The sequence below is a fragment of the Gordonia sp. KTR9 genome (assembly GCF_000143885.2).
Lineage (GTDB): Bacteria > Actinomycetota > Actinomycetes > Mycobacteriales > Mycobacteriaceae > Gordonia.
In genome coordinates, this window is sequence record NC_018581.1 from 1,247,072 (window position 1) to 1,266,373 (window position 19,302).

Here is a 19,302-nt window from a genome sequence, read left to right on the forward strand (position 1 = left end):
CATGACCACCACCGCACCGAAACTCAAGACCTCGGCGATGATCGCCTCGTTCGTCGACCCCGGTCAGCGAACCGTGGCGGCGCCGTTCGGCCACGCACTCGTTCGTGCCGCGGAAGCCGATCCGCGGATCGTCGGCCTCAGCGCCGACCTCGCGAAGTACACGGACATGCACATCCTCGCGCAGGCGATGCCCGACCGATTCTTCCAGATGGGTATGGCCGAGCAGCTGCTGTTCGGTGCCGCGGCCGGTATGGCCGAGACCGGCCTGATCCCGTTCGCGTCGACCTACTCGGTCTTCGCCGCGCGCCGCGCCTACGACTTCCTGTGCCTCGACATCGCCGAGCCGAACCTGAACGTCAACATCGTCGGCGGGTTGCCCGGACTCACCACCGGTTACGGCCCGAGCCACCAGGCCACCGAGGACATGGCGATCTTCCGCGGCATGCCGAACCTCACCATCGTCGACCCCTGCGACTCGGTCGACCTAGAACAGGCCGTACCGCAACTCGCGGCGGCGCCCGGCCCGTCGTACCTGCGCCTGCTGCGCGGCAAGGTGGCCACCGTTCTCGACGAGTACGACTACACCTTTGAACTGGGCAAGGCGAAGGTGCTGCGCCCCGGCAACGATGTCGTGTTCGTCTCCTCCGGTTTGATGACCATGCGTGCGCTGCAGGCCGCTGAGCGGCTCGAGCGGCACAATGTGGACGTGAGCGTCGTCCACACGCCGACCATCAAGCCGTTCGACTCGGCCACCGTCCTCGCGGAGCTGGCGAAGGGGCGACGCGCCTACACCCTGGAGAACCACACGCGGGTGGGGGGACTGTTCGAGACCGTGGCCGCGGCCGTCGTCGAACGCGGACTCGGTGTCCAGGTCGGTGCCATCGCGCTGCCCGACGAGTTTCTCGCCGCCGGCGCGCTGCCGACCCTGCACCACCGGTACGGACTGTCCACCGACAGCATCGAGTCCCGGGTCCTCGCCGAACTCTGACCGGCGGCCGCCATGCGCCCTTCTGGACATTCCGTGCACGTAGACTCTTGTCAACAAACAGCAGTCAACATCGTTGTTGTCGACAGGAGGACGGGCATGGCGGACCAGAAGGGCGCGCTGCTGGGTCTGCAGCGGACCAACCTGCGTGAGCAGGCAGTCGCGGCCCTGCGTACCGCCATCACCAGCGGTGAGCTCCGCCCTCGCAGTGCGCTCGTCGAAACCGAGTTGTCCGAACGTCTGGGTATCAGCCGCGGAACGCTGCGCGAGGCATTGCGCCAGCTGCAACAGGAGGGCCTCGTGGTGTCGGGCGCGCGTGGCCGGCTCTCGGTGCGCAGCCTCGATCAGAAGGAGGTCCGCGACATCTTCGCCGTGCGCGGTGCCCTCGAATCCCTCGCCGCATCCGAACTCGCCGCGCAGCCCGAACGAGACGGCCATGTCGCCGAGCTGAGGGACACCCTGTCGCGGATGGAGAGCGCCGGCACCGAACGGCTCGACGATCGCATCGAAGCCGATCTCGACTTCCACCGCGCGTTGTGTCGCCTCACCGGCAACGACACGCTCGTGCACTCGTGGACCTCCCTCGAGGGTTCGATCCGCATGTCGATCATGTACGCCGGCACCGATCGTGCCGTGGGCAACATGGACGTGGCCCGTCACGCCGTCATCATCGACGCCATTGCCGCCGGGGACCCGGGCGGGGCGCGGGACGCTGTTGTCGCACATCTGAACTGGGCTGCCGACAACCTCATCGCGACTGCGATCTGACGCGTAATCACGTCCCCGCGTAAGTTGGACGCCATGCGATTCGGACTCTTCATTCCCCAGGGCTGGCGTCTCGATCTCGTGGGTGTGGAACCCGCGGACCAGTGGGGGGTGATGTCGTCGGTCGCCGACCGCGCCGAGTCGGGCGGCTGGGACTCGGTGTGGGTCTACGACCATTTCCACACCGTGCCGCTGCCGACCGACGAGGCCACCCACGAGGCATGGACGCTGGTGGCGGCGCTCGCCGCCACCACCAGTCGGGTCGAGATCGGGCAGATGTGCACCGCGATGAGTTATCGCAACCCGATGTACCTGGCCAAGGTCGCGGCCACCGCCGACCTGATCTCCGGCGGTCGCGTGCAGATGGGCATCGGCGGCGGGTGGTACGAACACGAGTGGCGGGCATACGGTTACGGATTCCCGTCGGCGGGTGAGCGGCTGGCGCGACTCGACGAGGGCGTGCAGATCATGAAGCAGGCCTGGGAGACCGGGCGGGCGACCCTCGACGGCAAGCACTACACCGTCGACGACGCCATCTGTGCCCCGCAGCCCACGGCCGGACGGTTGCCGCTGTGGATCGCCGGCGGCGGGGAGAAGAAGACCCTGCGGATCGCGGCGAAGTACGCCGACTACACCAACTTCGACGGCACGCCGGAAGGTTTCACGCACAAATCGGAGGTGCTGAAACAGCACTGTGCCGATCTCGGACGCGACTTCGAGTCGATCACCCGGTCGGCCAACTACAACGTCATGCTCGGTGAGACCGAGGCCGACGTGGAGCGCAAACTCGCCGACCTCGAAGCCCGGCTGAGCAAGACCGTCGGACCCGACGCCGCCGCCGGCAGTCTCGGAGCATTCCGGGGTATGCCCGCGGTCGGTACACCCGAACAGGTCGCGGAGAACCTGCGGGGCCTCGCCGAGGCCGGTATGGCATACGGGATCTGCTACTTCCCGAACATCGCCGTCGACCGCGAGGATCTCGAACTGTTCGAGGAGCGGGTCATCCCGGCGTTGCGCTGAGCTTGTCGCACCTCAGCCGGCAGTCAGAGTCGGCGTAGCCGCTCGGCGGCCTCGGCGATCACGTCGTCGCGTTTGGCGAAGGCGAATCGGAGCAGATGGTGCCAGGGCTCTCGGTCGTCGGTGAACACGCTCACCGGCACCGCGGCGACGCCGATGCGTTCGGGTAGCGACCGGCAGAATTCGATGCCGTCGTCGACGCCGAGCGGCCGTGGGTCGGCGCAGACGAAATATGTTGCCTCGCTCCGGTGTACCGCGAAACCCGCATCTGTCAGGGCGGTCGAGATCAGGTCGCGTTTGGCCTGCAGTGCCAGCGCGGATTCGCGTACCCAACCCATTTCGTGGTCCAGGGCGTGCGCCACCGCGGGCTGGAACGGTCCGGAGCCGACGTAGGACATGTACTGCTTGGCCGTTCGTGTCGCGGCGACGAGTTCGGGCGGTCCGCTCACCCAGCCGACCTTCCAGCCGGTGCAGTTGAAGGTCTTCGCGGCGCTGGAGATCCGCAGTGTGCGTTCCCGCATCCCCGGCAGCGTCGCCAGCGGGGTGTGGGTCCGCCCGTCGAAGACGAGGTGTTCGTAGACCTCGTCGGTGACGGCAACCACGTCGTGTTCGACGCACAGCCGTGCGATCTCGGCGAGATCGTCGGGCGACAGGACGGTGCCCGTCGGGTTGTGCGGGCTGTTCACCAGCACCATCGACGTCCTCGGCCCGAAGGCCGCGGCGAGACGATCGCGATCCAGGCGGAAACCGTCGCCGTCGGGGACCAGCGGTACGACGCGCCGCACACCCCCGGCCATCGCGACGGTGGCGGCGTAGGCGTCGTAGTACGGCTCGATCATGATGACCTCGTCGCCCGGTTCCACCAGCCCGACGACGGCGCCCGCGATCGCCTCGGTGGCCCCGACGGTGATCAGCACCTCGCGGTCCGGGTCGTAGTCCAGGCCGTACAGGTCGTGTTGCTGCCGCGCGACGGCGTCACGCAACTCCGGCACCCCGATCCCCGGCGGATACTGATTGCGCCCGTCGGTGATGGCCTTCCGTGCGGCGTCGAGCATCGACGCCGGCCCGTCGGTGTCCGGGAAGCCCTGTCCGAGGTTCACGGCGTCGTGCGCGACCGCCAGCGCCGACATCTCGGCGAAGATCGTCGTGGCGAACGGACGCAGGCGGCGGGTTGTCCTGTCCTCGAATGACATGGATCCCACAGTGGCACAGGTGCACTCTGCGAGGACACCGGACCTGTCCCGAACTGCGGGTTCGACGGGGTCGCGGTGGGTGCTGCCGGAGTGACAGACTGACCCCAGTCGCCGACGGATGAGGAGGAGCGATGCCGCGCAATCCCGGCGAGCACTTCGCCGGCTACACCATCATCCGACTCGTCGGCCGCGGCGGGATGGGCGAGATCTATCTCGCGAGACACCCGCATCTGCCGCGTAACGAGGCGCTCAAAGTCCTGCCCGCCGATCTCAGCCGTGACCCGATGTACCGGCAGCGCTTCGTCAAAGAAGCCGAGCACGCCTCGAGTGTCGTGCACCCGGCGATCGTGACGATCTTCAACTCCGGCGAGTACGACGGCCACCTGTGGATCGCGATGGAGTACATCGACGGCATCGATGCACTCAAGTTGCTCCGGCAGAACCCGCAGGGGCTCGACACCCCGACGGTGATCGCCATCGTGCGTGCCGTCGGCGCGGCGCTGGACCGCGCGCACGCAACCGGACTCCTGCACCGCGACGTCAAGCCGGCCAACATCCTGCTCCAGGGCGTGGGTGGCCCGGAGCCGCGAGTGTTGCTCGCGGACTTCGGGATCGCCAAATCCGAACAGGACGTCAGTCACCTCACCTCGACCAACGTCTTCCTCGGCACCGTCGCCTACGCGGCCCCCGAGCAGCTGCTCGGCGATCCGGTGGACCCGCGGGCGGACCAGTACGCCCTCGCCGCCACCGTCTTCGAACTGCTGACCGGCCGGCCGCCGTTCCAGGGTGCGAGCACCGCGTCGATCATCGCCCATCATCTGCAGTCGATGCCGCCGCGCCCGTCGACCCTGCGCCCGGGCATCTCGGGCAGCGTCGACGCGGTGTTCGGTCGCGCGCTCGCGAAGGAGCCCGACCGCCGCTACGGGTCCTGCCGCGAGTTCGCCGCGGACCTCGAACGCGCGCTCACGGCACCGCAGCTGTCCAAGGAGCCGACGGTGCGTGCACCGGCGCGCGTGCCACCGCCGGTACCGGTTCCGGGACCGCCGGCGAGCCATCCACCTGGACCGCAACCGTATTCGAACCATCTCCCGCCGCCCGGTACGTATCCCGGCGGGTATCCCTCGCAGGCCGGCTTCGCGCCGCCCCCGCCGAAGAAGCGGTCCGGGCTGCTGATCGCCCTGGGCTCGCTCGCGGCGATCCTCGTCCTCGCGATCGCCGCCGGGGTCGTGTACGTCGCGACGCAGGTGTCGAGCGCGCCGTCCGCGGGCGGCACCTCGACGTCGCGATCCACCACGGCCGCCGGGCCGGAGACCACCACCTCCGCTGCGGGCACCTCGGCGCCCCGCACGCCCGACACCTCGACCTCGGCGGTCAACGGGCCAGGGGACGTGGAGGTCGGCGAATGCATCGGCATCGCCACCGATTCCGGGTCGGCGACGAGTGTGAACGCCTCGAAGGTCGACTGCGATTCAGCCGGGCTCAACTTCTACACCGCGTCGAAGATCGCCTCGTCGACGTCGTGCGCGAGCCCGCAGAATTCGACGCTCACCTTCCCGGACAGCACCGACAAGCTCTGTCTCACACCGAATTTCTACGAGGACCTCTGTTATCTGGTGCCGCTCTCGGGCGGTTCCCTCGCCGACTACCGGGAAGCCCCCTGCGCCAGTGCGGCGACGGCGCAGACGGTCCTCGCCCGTGTCACCACGCGCTCGGACGCCTCGGTGACCTGCTCCGGCGACGAGACCAAATGGGTCTTCTACGAACCGGAGTCGATCGGGTACTGCCTCGTCGAGACGTGAGGAGCGGGGGGCTCAGTCCGCGGACGTCGTGTCACCGATCGTCGGGCCGAGGAGGTCGTCGGCGTCGGTGATGCGGTAGGCGTAACCCTGCTCGGCGAGGAACCGCTGGCGGTGCGCGGCGTAGTCGGCGTCGAGGGTGTCGCGGGAGACCACGGAGTAGAAGTGCGCCTGTCCGCCATCGCGTTTCGGACGCAGCAGCCGGCCGAGGCGCTGTGCCTCTTCCTGACGTGAGCCGAAAGTCCCCGACACCTGCACCGCGACCGACGCCTCGGGGAGGTCGATGGAGAAGTTCGCCACCTTCGAGACCACGAGGGTCTGCAACTCGCCGGAACGGAACCGGTCGAACAGCACCTCGCGTTCCTTGTTCTTGGTCGAACCCTGGATGACCGGAGAGTCGAGCTCGCGACCGAGCTCTTCCAGCTGATCGATGTAGGCACCGATGATCAGGGTCTGCTGGCCCTGGTGCTTGTCGAGGATCGCCTTGACCACGTTGACCTTGGTGTGTGCCGTCGAGCAGAGCTTGTACTTCTCCTCGGGCTCGGCGACCGCGTACTGCAGACGCTCCTCGTCGGTCAGGGTCACGCGCACCTCGACGCAGTCGGCCGGGGCGATCCAGCCCTGCGCCTCGATGTCCTTCCACGGTGCGTCGTAGCGCTTGGGACCGATGAGGCTGAAGACGTCGCCCTCGCGGCCGTCCTCGCGGACCAGGGTCGCGGTGAGACCGAGTCGACGGCGCGACTGCAGGTCGGCCGTCATCCGGAAGACGGGAGCGGGGAGCAGGTGGACCTCGTCGTAGATGATCAGGCCCCAGTCGCGCGAATCGAACAGGTCGAGATTGCGGTACTCGCCCTTCGACTTCCGCGTCATCACCTGATACGTCGCGATCGTGACCGGTCGGATTTCCTTGCGCTCGCCCGAGTACTCGCCGATCTCTTCCTCGGTGAGCGTCGTCCGCGCGATGAGTTCGCGTTTCCACTGCCGCCCGGCGACGGTGTTTGTCACCAGAATCAGCGTCGTCGCGCCGGCCTTGGCCATCGCCGCGGCGCCGACCATCGTCTTGCCCGCCCCGCAGGGGAGAACCACCACGCCGGAGCCGCCGGCCCAGAACGAGTCGGCAGCCATCTCCTGGTAATCGCGCAGTTGCCAGTCGTCCTGGGCGAGCTCGATGGCGTGCGCCTCGCCGTCGACGTACCCGGCCAGGTCCTCGGCGGGCCACCCCACCTTCAGCAGCACCTGCTTGAGGCGACCGCGCTCCGACGGATGCACGATGACGGTGTCGTCGTCGATGCGCGCGCCCAGCATCGGTGCCACCTTCTTGTTGCGCATCACCTCGATCAGGACAGCCTGGTCGAAGCTGACGAGGGTGAGGCCGTGCGCCGGGTGCTTCACCAGTTGGAGCCGGCCGAACCGCCCCATCGTGTCCACGACGTCCATCAGCAGCGGCTGGGGCACCGCGTAGCGCGAGTACGTCACGAGGGCGTCGACGACCTGTTCGGCGTCGTGACCTGCGGCGCGGGCGTTCCACAGCGCGAGCGGGGTGACCCGGTAGGTGTGGACGTGCTCGGGGGCACGTTCGAGTTCGGCAAAGGGTGCGATCGCCGCGCGCGCCGCCGCGGCGTCGGGGTGATCCACCTCGAGCAGCAGCGTCTTGTCGGATTGCACGATCAGGGGTCCGTCGGTCACCCGGTCCATTGTCCAGAAAGCACCGACGGTTGTCAGCGACGGGGCACGATGTGGGTCAGAACACGGGGATTCCGAGCTTGCGTCGAACCCGCAGGTCCACCAGGTTGAGCCGGAAGATCCCGCGCAGCACGGGCGCCACCAGGGGGTCGACGAGACGGAATCCGGCGAGCGCCCGCTGGTACCGGCGCTCGTCGCGTTCGGTCCACCGCCACCGCATCATCTCGCGGAACTCCGGCGGGAGACCGGCCTTGATCGCGTAGGCGAGCGACGATCCGAGCGTGATGTGCGCGAGCGTGCCGAGCGGGCCCACGCGGTACTCCAGGAACGACAGGTCGGCGAGGCTGCGCAGCTCGTCCCGGACCGGGTCGTCGATCCGCAGCGAGGCCAGTTCGGCGTTCCAGTAGACGAGGAGGTCGTCGTAGGTCGCCGGCCATCTCTCGCGGGGCACGTTGAGTGCGGTGCCCAGCGGGTGCGCCTGGGTGAGCACCATCTCCTTCTCCTCGGCACTCAGGGGGCCGTAGAGCAGTTCGTACTGGTCGATGAAGTATTTGAGCAGGCACACCGCGACCCACAGCTGCAGACGCGAGTCGTTCCCGCTGTAGCGCACGGGACTCGTCGCGGTCGAGTACACCTGGTCGTGGACGCGACCGACGGCGTCGTGGATGTAGGCCTTGTCGTCGTCGGTGCCCATCAGTGCGACGGCGAGGAACGTCCCGGTGGTCCGCCCGCGTTTGATGGGCCGCTTGATCGCGTTGCCCGACGGCACCCGGCTCTCGTGGACGCCGTAACCGACCTTCGGGTTGGCCAGCTGCATGATCACGTTGGCGCCGGCGAGCGATGGCCCGATGGCGGTGACCAGATCGGCCGGTCGCGTCACCCGGGGACGCTTGCGCGAGGGTTTCATCCGGGCGACGAGGTCGTGCTGATAGGTGTCGGCGACAGAGCTGTCGAGATGGTCACCTGCGGGGAGGTCGCGTGCCGCGGTCATACCCGAGCTTACCAAGGATGAGACGTCTGTCACAGGACGTCTCTATCGGCCGGATTCAGGCGTCGAGGAGCTCGACACTGGTGAGCCGGTGCAGCGAGAATCGCTGCTCGTCGTCGCTGCCCTCCTCGACGGCCACCAGCTGGCCCGCGCCGAGGATCTTCGGCGTCACCACGTGCCGGCTCGCCGAACCCTGCGCGTCGACGTACCCGACGCGCAGCCTGCGGTTGGCGCGGAGGGCGAGCTGGATGAGCGCGGTGGCGGATTCGCCCCCGCCCGTGGCCCGGACCGGGGTCGTCGAGGCCGCGCCGCGAACCGGAGTCGCCGCCGCCGCGCGGTCGGTCGAGCGGATGCGGGTGACCACCGACCGCAGCTGCGCCTCCGACGGCGCGTTGCGTCGCGGTTGGCTCTGACGCCGCGCCCGCGACACCGTGACCCGGCTGCCCCGCTCGCGCAGATCGACCAGGGCGCCCGACGAATCCTCGCCTGCCGGAGCGAATCCCGCCGCCCGCAACTGGTCGATGACGTCGCGGACCTCCGATGGCGAGACCGCCACCGTCGGCGCCAGCGCGCGTAGTGCGAGCGGCTCGGCGGCCGCACTGCGCAACACCGCGGCGAGCACCGTCGGGTCCTCGCAGCGGATGAACGCCGACGCCACGCCCACCCGCAACTGGCCGTGTCTGCGGGCGACGTCCTCGATGAGATACGTGAGCGACTGTGGCACCGGGGTTCTCGAGTGCGTCGTGAACATCGACAGCAGTTCGTTGCTGCTGCGGCCCGCGTCCAGGGCCCGGCGCACGCTCTCCGGCGAGACCCGGTAGACCGACGCCGCACCGCCGGACTCGAGGTCGGCGACGAGCTCGACCTGTTCGGCGAGTTCCGATGTCATCGGGCCGGGGACGGTCAGCGTCAGATCGGCCTGCGTCAGGAAGTGGTCCACCGGCTCGGGCAGAGCCTTGCGCATCGCGGCGAGCACCGCGGCATCGACGTCGGCGGGGTCGGAGTCCGGCGATTCCTCGACGGTGTACGCGTGGCCGACCGTGGTCAGGGCATCGTGCGCGACAAGGCCCAACTCCCTTGCCTCACGCAGTGTTTCGCCGACGACGCGGCGACTGAACCGGCGGATCTGGCGGGGCCGGTGCCAGTGGAGGTTGGCGAGGACGGTGTCGGCCGGCACCCCCACCGCGGCGCCGGCGTGGGCGAGTGTGGACAGGATCAGCTGCCGCTGCACCGGCGCGTAGGCGTCGTGCAGGTCGGCGGCCAGGGTGGGCAACGCGTTGCCGTCCCGATCGGGTTCGCCGACCTGCCAGGCTCGGCGCGGCATGTGCATCCACGCATCGGCCAGTGCGAGCCACTGACGCTCCCGCGGCTGGTGCAGCCAGGTGTCGGCGGTGGAGGTGGGCGCGAACGACTGCTCACCGGAATCGTTGGGCGGCGCGGGTTCCGGGAAGCCTGCGTCGATGAGCCGCAGGTAGGCGGCGAGTTCGATCAGGAACGCGACCCGCTGCGTCTCGAGACCGGTCAGCTTCGCCAGGCGTCGCAATTCGCGGACGCCGAGAGCGCCGGAACGCAGCACCGCCGCCGGCGTCGCCCCGAGGATCGTGATCAGCTGGGTGAGGTGACGGATGAGCTCGAGTGCCTCGCCGCCGGCCGCAGCGTCGACCGCCTTGGCCCCGAAACGCGGCTTCGCACCGGGATCGTGCAGCGGCGGTGGCGTGAGAACATCGGTGCGCCAAGCGGGTTCGTCACGGAGGACGGCGCCCACCATCGGCGGAAGCTCGACCGTCTGGTCGTCGACGCGGGCCAGCAGTCCCGACGAGATGAGGCGCGCGACCGGGGACTCCGGGTCGGCGTCGGGTGCCGCGTCGCGACTCCGGCCGAGGGCCGGTCCGCGTGCGAGGGTCTGCAGCAGGCCGAGCGGACGCTCGTCGAGACCGGCGATCATCTCGGCGATCTCCTCGCCGGAACGGCCGACGAGAGGTCCGGTGAGATGCCTGCCTTTCCAGGGCATCGCGGATTCGACGTGCTCGCCCGCGAACAGGGATGAGTCCTCACCCCAGAGAATCGCGCGGCGCCGGAGGACATCGATCCGCGCCCGCACGGCGTCGGCGTCGGCCCGTCCGGACAAGGCCTTGACCACTGTGGCGACCGACGGGCGTCTCGTCTTCTTCGGGCTCCGGCTGTGGCGCGCGGTGACCTCCTCGAGGACCGCGACGGCCAGAACGTCGAGGTCCTCGCCCGCCAGGGACAGCGACGCCGCCGACAACGCCCGCTGGGCGAGCACGCGGGTGCCCGACGGCGTCGGTGAGGCGAGGTCGGGGCGTTCGAGGAGGAGCTCGGTCAGCGCGTCGTCGGAACGCGCGGCCAACTCATCGGCCAGGCCGGTGTGCTGGTCATCCGAACTCATTCGATCGAGCTTACCGGCGGCCTTCGACGGGGCTCAGGCAGCAGGGGGTGGGGCTCAGGCAGCAGGGGGAGGTCAGACGTCGCCGCGGCGGAGCATCCGCCCGCGGGCGGTCTCGAAGTCCACCCGCTGACCGCGCACCCAGGTTCCCTTGACCACGCCGGCGAGTGCCCGACCGTCGTACGGGCTGACCGGGTTCTTGTGGTGGAGCCGGTTGACGTCGACGATCTGCGCGGACTCCGGCTCGAAGATCGCGAAGTCGGCGTCGCACCCCAGAGCGATGCGACCCTTGGTCGGCAAACCGGCGAGATCCGCCGGCCGCGACGCCATCCACTCGATCACCTGCGGCAGGTCGATGCCGCGCTTCTTGGCCTCCGACCAGATGAGCGACAGTCCGAGCTGCAACGACGCCACTCCACCCCACGCGACCCCGAAGTCGCCGTTCTCGGGATCCTTGAGATCGACGGTCGACGGCGAGTGGTCGGAGACGATGCAGTCGATCGTGCCGTCGAGCAGTCCCTCCCACAGCAGTTCGCGGTTGCCGGCCTCGCGGATCGGCGGGCAGCACTTGAAGGCCGTCGCGCCGTTGGGCACCTCCTCGGCGAGCAGGGTCAGGTAGTGCGGGCAGGTCTCGACGGTGATCTTCACACCGTCGCGCTTCGCGCTGGCCAGCATCGGCAGGGCATCCGAGGACGACAGGTGGAGCACGTGGGCGCGGACCCCGGTCCAGCGTGCGCGCTCGATCACTTCGGCGATCGCGAGATTCTCGGCGCCGCGCGGCCGCGATGCGAGGAATCGCTGGTACTCGTCACCTTCGGGTGACGGTGCCTTGTCGATGGCCCGGGAGTCCTCGGCGTGGACGATCATCAGCGAGTCGAACTCGGCGAGCGTGGCCATGTCGGCCTCCATCTCGTCGGCCGTCAGGTGCGGGAACTCGTCCACTCCGGAGTGCAGCAGGAAGCACTTGAACCCGAACACACCCGCGTCGTGCAGGCCGCGCAGGTCTTTCTCGTTGCCGGGGATGGCCCCACCCCAGAAGCCGACGTCGATGTGGGTCTTCCCCTGCGCGGCAGCGCGCTTCTCGGCCAGGGCGTCGACGTTGACCGTCGGCGGGATCGAGTTGAGCGGCATGTCGATGAGGGTGGTGACGCCGCCGGCGGCGGCCGCGCGGGTGGCCGAGTCGAAACCCTCCCACTCGGTGCGGCCGGGCTCGTTGACGTGCACGTGCGTGTCCACCAGCCCGGGGATCATCACCTGATCGTCGGCCAGCTCGACGATCTCGGTGCCCACGAGTCCGCTACCGAGCGGCTCGATGGCGACCACCCGACCGTCGCGGATCCCGATCTCGCGGGCCACGATGCCGGCCGTGGTCAGCGTCTGCTCACCCCGCACGACCAGGTCGAACGGTGTGTCTGAGAAGGGGGCCGGGGCATCGGGTGCTGCGGTCATTGGGCGGGACTCCTTGCTGGTCGCCGTATCCTGGGTCGATCCAGAGACTAACCCAGGTTATTCCTCATCATGGAATGAACTGCTGTGATTTCGGAACTCAACTCGCGAGTAGCGCGGTGTCGTGCTATTGACAACGCCCTCGATCGTCAGGCTAACTGTCTCGAACGCGGAATCTTCATTCCACATCACGGAACTCCGCGAGTGTAGGAGCGCGGTCATCGTCGACCGTCCGACCGAAAGTGCAGAGATGAGCACTGAGCAGCACACAATTCCCGTCGGTGAGAACGCCTCCGGTGTCACCGGAGCCGTCCCGGACGGGTTGAGCCCGAAGCTCTACAACGACGATTTGGCGCCCACGAGCCGCGCCGGCCGTCGCTGGAGCAGCTACAACATCTTCACCCTGTGGGCCAACGACGTCCACAGTCTCGGCAACTACGCCTTCGCCATCGGACTCTTCGCGCTCGGGCTCGGTGGGTGGCAGATCCTGACGGCGCTCGTGCTGGGCGGCGTCTTCCTCTTCCTGCTGCTGAATCTCTCCGGGTTCATGGGCGAGAAGACCGGCGTGCCCTTCCCGGTCATGAGCCGCATCTCGTTCGGCATCCGGGGAGCCCAGATCCCCGCCCTCATCCGTGGCGGTGTGGCGATCGCATGGTTCGGCATCCAGACCTACCTCGCGTCCGTCGTGCTCCGGATCATGCTCGTCGCACTGTTCCCGGGGGCCGCCGACCTGGACACCAACCGCTTCCTCGGGCTCTCGACCCTGGGCTGGATCTCCTTCGTGTCGCTGTGGGTGATCCAGGTGATCATCGTCAGCTACGGCATGGAGATGATCCGTCGCTACGAGGCCTTCGCCGGCCCGGTCATCCTGATCACGATGGTGGCGCTGGCCATCTGGATGCTCGGCAACGCCGACTGGACCATCGCGTGGTCGACGCCCGACTCACTGACCGGTGTGGACATGTGGCTCCAGATCATCGGCGGAGCCAGCCTCTGGGTCGCGATCTACGGCACCTTCGTCCTCAACTTCTGCGACTTCACGCGCAACGCGGAATCGCGAAAAGCCATCGTGCGCGGCAACTTCTGGGGTATCCCGCTCAACATGCTGCTCTTCGGCGGCATCGTGATCGTCCTGGCCGGTGCGCAGTTCCGGATCAACGGCACGGTCATCGAGTCGCCGTCGGACATCGTCCAGACCGTCCCCAACACCTTCCTCTTGGTGCTGGCCTGCCTGGCCCTGCTGATCCTCACCGTCGCGGTGAACCTCATGGCCAACTTCGTCGCGCCGATCTACGCGCTGTCCAATCTGTTCCCGCGTCATCTCGACTTCCGGCGCGCGGCGCTCGTCGCCGCGATCATCGGATTGGTGATCCTGCCGTGGAACCTCTACAACTCACCCGCGGTGATCAACTACTTCCTCGGCGGACTCGGAGCGCTACTCGGCCCGCTGTTCGGCATCGTGATGGCCGACTACTGGCTCGTCCGCCGCTCGCGGATCGACGTGCCCGCGTTGTTCACCGAAGCGCCGGACGGCGCCTACCATTACCGCAACGGTGTGAACCCGCGGGCGATCGCCGCACTGGTACCGACCGCCGCCATCGCCCTGGTGATGGCCTTTGTTCCGGCCTTCGAGGTGGTCTCGGAGTTCTCCTGGTTCATCGGCGCCGGTCTCGGCGCGGTCGTCTACCTGGCGGTCGCCGACCGTCGTGGACCGTTCGCCGAGGTGTCGGGGGAGCCGATCTCCGTCGCCAGCACCCACTGATCGCTCAAGGAGGACATCACCGTGCGCATCCTCGTCGCCAACGTCAACACGACCGTGTCGATGACCGAGGCCATTGCCGACTCGGCGCGTTCGGTCGCCTCGCCGGGGACCGAGATCGTCGGCATCACACCGCGTTTCGGCGCCGACTCGTGCGAGGGCAACTTCGAGTCCTACCTCGCCGCCCTCGCCGTGATGGACGCGGTCCTCGCGTATCCCGACCCGTATGACGCCGTGATCCAGGCGGGTTACGGCGAACACGGGCGGGAAGGACTACAGGAACTCCTCGAGGTCCCCGTCGTCGACATCACCGAAGCCGCGGCGTCGACGGCGATGTACCTGGGACACCGGTTCTCGGTCGTGACGACGCTGGACCGGACGGTCCCACTCATCGAGGACCGGCTCAAGCTCGCCGGCCTCGACCAGCGCTGCGCCTCGGTCCGGGCGTCGGGACTCGGTGTGCTGGAACTCGAGTCGGACCCCGACAGGGCGGTCAAGGCGATCGTGGAACAGTCCACCCGCGCCGTCGTCGACGACCACGCCGAGGTGATCTGCCTCGGGTGTGGCGGGATGGCAGGGCTCGAGGAGCAGGTCCGCGAGGCAACCGGGGTCCCGATCGTCGACGGCGTTCGGTCGGCCGTCACCATCGCCGAAGGGCTTGTCCGGATGGGACTCTCGACGTCCAAGGTCCGGACCTACGCCCCGCCGCGGGAGAAGAAGATCACCGGCTGGCCGTTCAACCGCTAGCGCTGGGGAGTTTCCTGCGGCCACCGCGGATCCCGGCCGGTCAGGCCGGCGAGCCGGTCGACGAGCGGTGCGTCGTCGGGCACCTGGACCACCGGTCCGAACATGCCCTCGCGCTCGTCCTGCGGCTGGGGCGGGTGGTGGAGGTCGAAGACGACCTGGAGGATCTCATCGGGGACGTCGAACTGGACACCCGCGGCGTGTGCGACGTCCCAGCCGTGTAGCACCAGTTCCGATAGGGCGACCCGTCCCATGATCTCGGCGGGCAATTCGACGCCGCCGGCCTGGGTCATGCCTTCCCAGGCGTCCGGGTCGTCCCATGACGTCGCGAGGTCGTGCACGTGATGACGCAGGTCGTCTCGCCACTCGGCCGGCAGGTGGCTTTGGTTCTGGCCCGGGTCCGGCGGCGTGGAGGTCAACGGGCCGAAGTCCTTGCGCGCCGCGGCCGCGAACGCCTGCGACAGGCCGTCGACATGGGCCAGCAGCGCGGCGAGGTCCATGCCGGGACATGGTGTCGGGCGGTCCAGGTCGGTGTCGGCGATCGTGGCGGTTATTGCAAGCATGTGATCGGCGGCCGCCGATATCGATCGCGACTGGGTGGTGTCGGTGGGCATGGGACTCCCTCTCGTGGTGTGAGCACTCATCGGGGCTGACCCGCCCGACGCCGGTTTCTCATCGGTGGCGCACCGGATGTGCCCGTACTCTGACCGGGTGACCTCTCCGATACGCGAGTACACGACCATCAGTCATCCCCAGCCGAAAACCCGTGTCTGGCATGAGATCCAGGGGGACGGCCGACCCGTCGTCCTGCTGCACGGCGCCTTCTCCGGCGCGTCGTCGTGGGGCGGGCAGGTGCCTGCCCTCGTCGAGGCGGGGTGGAAGGTGTTCTCTCCGGAGCGGCACGGCCATGGCCACAGCCCGGACGTGATGGACGAGTTCCACTATGCGGACATGGCCGAGGAGACGATCGCGTATCTCGACGAGGTCGTCGACGGCCCCGCCGAGATCGTCGGGTGGAGTGATGGTGCGGTCGTGGGTGTGCTGGTGGCGCTGCGCCGGCCCGATCTGGTCCGTCATCTGGTCCTGATCGGTCAGTACTACAACAGTTCAGGGCGTGCCGTCGGTGGCATTCTCGATGCACTCGACACCGCCGACGACGAGCTGATGGGTTTCTTCGCGGCGGAGTACGCGTCCGAATCCCCGGACGGGGCGGACCATTTCCAGGTCGTGTTCGACAAGACGATGTCGATGATCAACTCCGAGCCCGAGATCGATCTCGGCGATCTGGCGGCGATCACCGCACCGACCCTGGTCATGCAGGGCGATCGAGACGAGGTGACTCTCGAGCACAGCCGCGACGTCGCCGCCGCCATACCGGGAGCCCGGTTGGCCGTGATCCCCGGGACGCACCTCATCCCGATCGAGGCGCCTCAGGCGGTGAATGCGGTGATCGTGCAGTTCTTGAGTGAGGAATGAGCGCAGCTTCTCGTCAGTCCTGGGTCATCGCCGTGAAGGCGTCCGCCATCGAGGGGTGGAGGCCGAGTGTCTGATCGAGCCCGGACAGCCGCAAGGGCCGCGTGACCGCAGGATGCTCGGCGACGACACCGAACCGGCCGCTCGGGGTGACGGCCGCGCGCGCGGCGAGGAGCGCAGCGATGCCGGAGGATGCGAGGAAGTCGGTGGCGGTGAGATCGATGATCAGTCCGCGGGGTTGCTCGCTCACCGCTTCCAGAACGGCTGCGCCGAACCGTGGAACGGTGAGCAGATCGATGCTGCCATGAGCGGTCAGGATGACGAGCTGATCGCGCTTCGTGGAGATCACCGCCAGAACGCGACCTGCTGAGGCGGCGTCGTGGTCATCGTCGACGACCACCGGTTCGAACCTGTCTGCCTTCATGTAGCGCTCCCTGTCCGCTCGACATCGCCCATCGGTGAAATGGCAGCGCATCGAGATTCGCCTGTGCGGCTACGGCAGTTGGCTTCGCCGGTGCCTTCGGTGTGTCTCTCGGTATGGCGTTCGGCGCGGTACGCGATACGGATTGCCACGGGGAAGCCTCATGCGCGCGGGCCGACGGTGGCGGAGTACGCGGCCACCGCCACCACACCGATGAGCAGCAGATACCACCCCGCGGCGTGGTGGAACGCCATCAGATAGAGCGCGATCAGCGTCGCGGCGCAGAGTGCCGCGGCCAGCACGGCCGGGAGCCATCGACCGTCCCGCAAGACGAGTATCGCGGCCTGGCACTGCAGCCCGAGATGGGTGAGCGTCAGGACCGCTCCGGCGCAGCCCGTCCCGACCCACCCGGGCACAGTGCCCAGGTCGTACAGGGAGGCGGTCGCCGGCGTCGCCAGGACCGCGATCGAGCCCAGCCACGCCCGGATTGTCGGGGACGTGAAACGTGTGAAGTCGCGGTCTGCAGAAGCGCTCTCGCGTCGATCGACGGAATTGTGCATGACTTCTGTCTAACGCAATACGTGCATCGGCGGTAGTATGCACAATATTGTCCATATGGACGAGAATGTCCATGAGAAAGCCTTCGGGAGGTCGACGATGGACAGTGAGGGCGAGCCCACCCTGCGGGACCCGGTTCGACGTGCCTACGAGGTGTGTCCGGTCGAAGTGAGCGTCGCCGTTCTCGGCGGCTCCTGGAAGATGACCATCGTCAAGAACCTCCTCGAGGGGCCGATGAGGTACGGCGCTCTGGGGCGGGCGGTCGGTCCGGTGACGCCCCGAGTGCTCACCCGCCAGCTTCGTGAACTCGAAAGCGACGGCATCGTGCAGCGCACCGCCTTCCCGGAGGTCCCGCCCAGGGTCGAGTACTCGCTCACCGAACAGGGGCAGGCGCTGGGCCCGTTCGTGTCGGCGCTCAACGAGTGGGGGAAGAACTACGCGACCGAGGTCATCGAACCGAAGATCGCTCGCCCGGGGGCAGTGGCGAGCTGACTCGCGGGTACCGCCGATCGGCGAAGTGTTCCGCGGAACACTCTGAAGTTTGGGTTAAGGCTCGGGGAGTTGTCGGTGCTGGGCGATACATTTGTCCTGTTCCATCCGCTTGGTTCAGGGGGTTGCTGTGGGGGTCAGTGCTTTTCGTTCGGGTGGGGATGTGTCGTCGACGTTCGATGGTGCGGATCCAGTGTCGTTGCCTGATGAGGTGCTCGAGGGGCGGGTGCTGGGGTATGCCGCGCAGATCACTGCGCTGACCGCGGATTTCCTTGACCTGGTGGCGGAATTGGCTGAGCGGGACTCGTGGCGGGGACCGGGGATTCACTCACTGGCGCACTGGTTGTCGTGGAAGGCCGGCATTGCATCGCGAACGGCGCATGAGCATGTGCGAATCGCAAAAGCGATACGAGAATTACCCATGATTCGCAAGGCTTTTCATGAAGGTCGACTGACGTATTCGAAGGTGCGCGCCTTGACGCGGGTGGCCACGCCGGAGCGTGAGCGGGAGTTGGTGAATGTGGCGCTGTCGTGCACTGCGAGTCAGTTGGATCGGGCGGTGCGGGCGATGGGCCAGATCGATCGTGATCGTGGCGTCGCCGAGGAGGGTCGGCCGCCGAAGGAGTCGACGGGCCGGTGGAAGTGGAATGCTGACGGGTCGTTGTCGGTGTCGTTGAGGTTGAGTCCGTTGGATGGCGCGCGGTTTCTGGCCGGTGCGGTACGCGCAGAGTATGAACGCACCCGGACCTGCGACGATCCGGATCTGCCTACCGCTGCGAGTGTTCCGCGGAACACCGAACCGGAGTCGGGTGACGGCGAATTGGAGGTGGTTCCGTCGCGGCGTCGGGATCTGTGGCGGAAGGTGCCGTCGAATGTGGCGCCGGCGGTGGTGGCGATGGCCGACATGGTGCATGACGGGATAGCGATGCCTGATGTAGCGCCGGGTGCGGAGATCCTCATTCATGCCGGTGAGGGGGTGGAGCAGGCTCATCTCGATGATGGTCCGGCGTTGTCTGAGGTCGAGGTGGCCGAGGCGCGGTGCGGTGCGTCGATTCGAGATGTGGTGAGTCGCAGGGTTCCCGGGCAGCCGGGGAAGCTTGCGTTGTTGGGTGTGGGGCGTAGGAAGCGGACGCCGAACAAGGCGTTGGTGCGGGCGTTGTTTGTGCGGGATCGGTGTTGTCAGATGCCGGGGTGTGGTCGGACGCGTCATCTGCATGCTCATCATGTGCGGTGGTGGTCGGTGGGTGGGCGGACGGATCCGGACAATCTGATCTTGTTGTGCGGGTCATGTCATCGGTCGTTGCATCGAGGTGAGTTCTCGATCACCGCGCACGGTCAGCAACGGTTCACGTTTCACCGCCCGGACGGTGGCGAGATCGAGGTGGCGCCACCGACTGTGAGACCGGCTGGGTGGCAACCGAACCCTGGAATAGGGATCAACGCGACGGTCCCGGTCGGTGGGGGTCGGATGGGTCTGGGGTACACCACCGAGGTGCTCTACGCGGTATGGGAATGGAAGGAACGCAACAGTTCTCGCCGGGACCAGGTTGTGGACGCGGCGGCGTGAGTGCCAGTGTCGGG

At 67.9% G+C, this 19,302-nt stretch carries 17 protein-coding genes; 9 read left to right on the plus strand and 8 right to left on the minus strand.

Annotated features, from left to right (window positions below; all coding sequences use genetic code 11):
- The first annotated feature begins 1 nt into the window (after position 1).
- The 3 genes from KTR9_RS06405 (at position 2) to KTR9_RS06415 (ending at position 2,770) form a co-directional block, all read left to right on the plus strand.
- Positions 2 to 988: a transketolase family protein gene (locus KTR9_RS06405; protein WP_014925711.1), complete on the plus strand. Its 987-nt coding sequence runs from the start codon at positions 2 to 4 to the stop codon at positions 986 to 988.
- A 96-nt stretch (positions 989 to 1,084) separates the two neighbouring features.
- On the plus strand, positions 1,085 to 1,753 hold the full coding sequence (locus KTR9_RS06410; RefSeq protein ID WP_014925712.1) for a GntR family transcriptional regulator: 669 nt from the start codon (positions 1,085 to 1,087) through the stop codon (positions 1,751 to 1,753).
- A gap of 33 nt (positions 1,754 to 1,786) precedes the next feature.
- Positions 1,787 to 2,770 (plus strand): LLM class F420-dependent oxidoreductase, encoded by a 984-nt coding sequence (locus KTR9_RS06415; protein WP_044506064.1) that lies wholly within the window; start codon positions 1,787 to 1,789, stop codon positions 2,768 to 2,770.
- Positions 2,771 to 2,793: 23 nt separating this feature from the next.
- Here KTR9_RS06415 and KTR9_RS06420 read toward each other — a convergent pair whose 3' ends face one another.
- Positions 2,794 to 3,960, minus strand: coding sequence for a pyridoxal phosphate-dependent aminotransferase (locus KTR9_RS06420; protein WP_044506066.1), 1,167 nt, complete (start codon positions 3,958 to 3,960; stop codon positions 2,794 to 2,796).
- Between the two features lie 131 nt (positions 3,961 to 4,091).
- On the opposite strand from KTR9_RS06420, the gene KTR9_RS06425 reads away from it, so the two are divergent.
- Entirely contained in the window at positions 4,092 to 5,759 is a 1,668-nt protein-coding gene (locus tag KTR9_RS06425) for a serine/threonine-protein kinase (RefSeq protein WP_014925715.1), read from the plus strand.
- A gap of 12 nt (positions 5,760 to 5,771) precedes the next feature.
- Here the strand turns inward: KTR9_RS06425 and KTR9_RS06430 are convergent, their stop codons facing one another.
- The 4 genes from KTR9_RS06430 to allB form a co-directional block, all read right to left on the minus strand.
- The gene (locus KTR9_RS06430) at positions 5,772 to 7,442 is read right to left on the minus strand and encodes a DNA repair helicase XPB (protein ID WP_014925716.1); all 1,671 of its coding nucleotides are present in this window, start codon (positions 7,440 to 7,442) and stop codon (positions 5,772 to 5,774) included.
- Positions 7,443 to 7,497: 55 nt separating this feature from the next.
- Entirely contained in the window at positions 7,498 to 8,430 is a 933-nt protein-coding gene (locus KTR9_RS06435; protein WP_044506070.1) for an oxygenase MpaB family protein, read from the minus strand.
- 55 nt (positions 8,431 to 8,485) lie between these two features.
- Positions 8,486 to 10,834: a helicase-associated domain-containing protein gene (locus KTR9_RS06440; protein ID WP_014925718.1), complete on the minus strand. Its 2,349-nt coding sequence runs from the start codon at positions 10,832 to 10,834 to the stop codon at positions 8,486 to 8,488.
- 72 nt (positions 10,835 to 10,906) lie between these two features.
- Positions 10,907 to 12,280: an allantoinase AllB gene (gene allB, locus KTR9_RS06445; protein ID WP_014925719.1), complete on the minus strand. Its 1,374-nt coding sequence runs from the start codon at positions 12,278 to 12,280 to the stop codon at positions 10,907 to 10,909.
- Positions 12,281 to 12,527: 247 nt separating this feature from the next.
- Here allB and KTR9_RS06450 point away from each other — a divergent pair, with 247 nt between their 5' ends.
- Together KTR9_RS06450 and KTR9_RS06455 are read left to right on the plus strand one after the other, a co-directional pair.
- On the plus strand, positions 12,528 to 14,039 hold the full coding sequence (locus tag KTR9_RS06450) for an NCS1 family nucleobase:cation symporter-1 (protein ID WP_014925720.1): 1,512 nt from the start codon (positions 12,528 to 12,530) through the stop codon (positions 14,037 to 14,039).
- Between the two features lie 21 nt (positions 14,040 to 14,060).
- On the plus strand, positions 14,061 to 14,783 hold the full coding sequence (locus KTR9_RS06455) for an aspartate/glutamate racemase family protein (protein WP_014925721.1): 723 nt from the start codon (positions 14,061 to 14,063) through the stop codon (positions 14,781 to 14,783).
- Here the strand turns inward: KTR9_RS06455 and KTR9_RS06460 are convergent.
- Positions 14,780 to 15,394 carry a TIGR03086 family metal-binding protein gene (locus KTR9_RS06460; protein ID WP_044506073.1) on the minus strand — a complete coding sequence of 205 codons (615 nt, stop codon included), beginning with the start codon at positions 15,392 to 15,394 and terminating at the stop codon, positions 14,780 to 14,782. The genes KTR9_RS06455 and KTR9_RS06460 overlap by 4 nt on opposite strands.
- A 97-nt stretch (positions 15,395 to 15,491) precedes the next feature.
- Here KTR9_RS06460 and KTR9_RS06465 point away from each other — a divergent pair, with 97 nt between their 5' ends.
- Complete coding sequence (locus KTR9_RS06465; RefSeq protein ID WP_044506074.1) at positions 15,492 to 16,256, plus strand: alpha/beta fold hydrolase; 765 nt, start codon at positions 15,492 to 15,494, stop codon at positions 16,254 to 16,256.
- Between the two features lie 13 nt (positions 16,257 to 16,269).
- Here KTR9_RS06465 and KTR9_RS06470 read toward each other — a convergent pair whose 3' ends face one another.
- Complete coding sequence (locus KTR9_RS06470) at positions 16,270 to 16,677, minus strand: STAS domain-containing protein (protein ID WP_044506076.1); 408 nt, start codon at positions 16,675 to 16,677, stop codon at positions 16,270 to 16,272.
- A gap of 158 nt (positions 16,678 to 16,835) precedes the next feature.
- Positions 16,836 to 17,234, minus strand: a complete 399-nt coding sequence (locus KTR9_RS06475) for a hypothetical protein (RefSeq protein WP_044506078.1) — start codon at positions 17,232 to 17,234, stop codon at positions 16,836 to 16,838.
- Positions 17,235 to 17,331: 97 nt separating this feature from the next.
- On the opposite strand from KTR9_RS06475, the gene KTR9_RS06480 reads away from it, so the two are divergent.
- On the plus strand, positions 17,332 to 17,724 hold the full coding sequence (locus KTR9_RS06480; protein ID WP_014925725.1) for a winged helix-turn-helix transcriptional regulator: 393 nt from the start codon (positions 17,332 to 17,334) through the stop codon (positions 17,722 to 17,724).
- A 127-nt stretch (positions 17,725 to 17,851) separates the two neighbouring features.
- The gene (locus KTR9_RS06485) at positions 17,852 to 19,288 is read left to right on the plus strand and encodes an HNH endonuclease (protein ID WP_044506083.1); all 1,437 of its coding nucleotides are present in this window, start codon (positions 17,852 to 17,854) and stop codon (positions 19,286 to 19,288) included.
- The last annotated feature ends 14 nt before the right edge of the window (positions 19,289 to 19,302 follow it).